This window comes from Oleiphilus sp. HI0079, from assembly GCF_001635105.1.
This window is the reverse complement of record NZ_LWFT01000887.1, coordinates 1-1,066: the sequence shown is the minus strand read 5'-3', so window position 1 is coordinate 1,066 and position 1,066 is coordinate 1. Positions and strand designations below refer to the sequence as shown.

At 47.6% G+C, this 1,066-nt stretch carries 2 protein-coding genes; both read left to right on the top strand.

The features are described 5' to 3' along the window. Positions 1–511: CvpA family protein (locus A3750_RS16405; RefSeq protein ID WP_231871850.1), on the top strand; the 511-nt coding region annotated here is incomplete at its 5' end. 12 nt (positions 512–523) lie between these two features. Further along, the coding region (locus tag A3750_RS16400; protein WP_197475091.1) for an amidophosphoribosyltransferase at positions 524–1,066 on the top strand (543 nt) is incomplete at its 3' end.

The following is a 1,066-nucleotide window of genomic DNA, read 5'->3' as shown; positions in this document are numbered from 1 at the left end:
TGAGCTCAATTGGGCTGATTGGACGCTGCTTGGAATCATTGTGTTTTCGAGCTTGCTGAGCGTATTGCGTGGTTTTACGAGAGAGGCGATTTCGCTGATTGTTTGGCTGGTTGCTTTCGTTGTTGCGCGAGCCTTTCAGCCGGAAGCACAAGTTTTACTCGCTCCTTATATTGCGGACTCGATGATGCTCTCTTTGTCAGCATTCGCACTGTTGTTTGTAGCAACATTGATCTTTGGTGCGATACTTGGGCGTCTAGCGTCCTTTTTGATCAAAATCACCGGATTAACAACGTTAGACCGTGTTTTAGGGATCGGCTTTGGAATGGCCCGAGGCTTGGTTCTTTGTGTTGTTATTGTTGCCGTTGTACGTTACACCCCGTGGTCGGGAGCAGACTGGTGGGCAGATTCGCTCGTTATTGAACAACTCACTGTGCTTGAATACTGGTCTCGGTCGGTCTTTGCATCAGGTGAGTACGATCTTTCGTCGGCTTTAGCCAACGCCAAATTGTGAGGAAGTAACTTCATGTGCGGTATTGTCGGTATGGTTGGTAAATCCAACGTAAACCAAGTTTTGTTTGACGCGCTCACTGTTCTGCAACATCGCGGACAAGATGCAGCAGGAATCGTTACGTGTCAGGACGACCGCTTTTATCTTCGTAAAGACAATGGATTGGTTCGAGATGTATTTCGTACGCGTCATATGCGTCGATTGCAAGGAAATGTAGGTATTGGTCATGTTCGTTACCCGACGGCAGGCTCTTCTAGCTCCGCCGAGGCACAGCCTTTTTATGTGAATTCACCCTACGGCATTACGCTCGCTCATAACGGTAATCTCACCAATACCATTGAGCTTAGTGATGGTGTTTTGAAGTCGGATCTTCGGCATATCAATACAAACTCAGATTCTGAGGTACTGCTGAATGTTTTGGCGCATGAGCTGCAAAAGCAGGGCAAGTTAATCCCCACAGAAATTGAGATTTTTGAAGCGGTTAAACAGGTGCATAAGCGGGTCAAGGGCGCATATGCCGTGATCGCGATGATCACCGGTTATGGGGTTTTGGCTTTT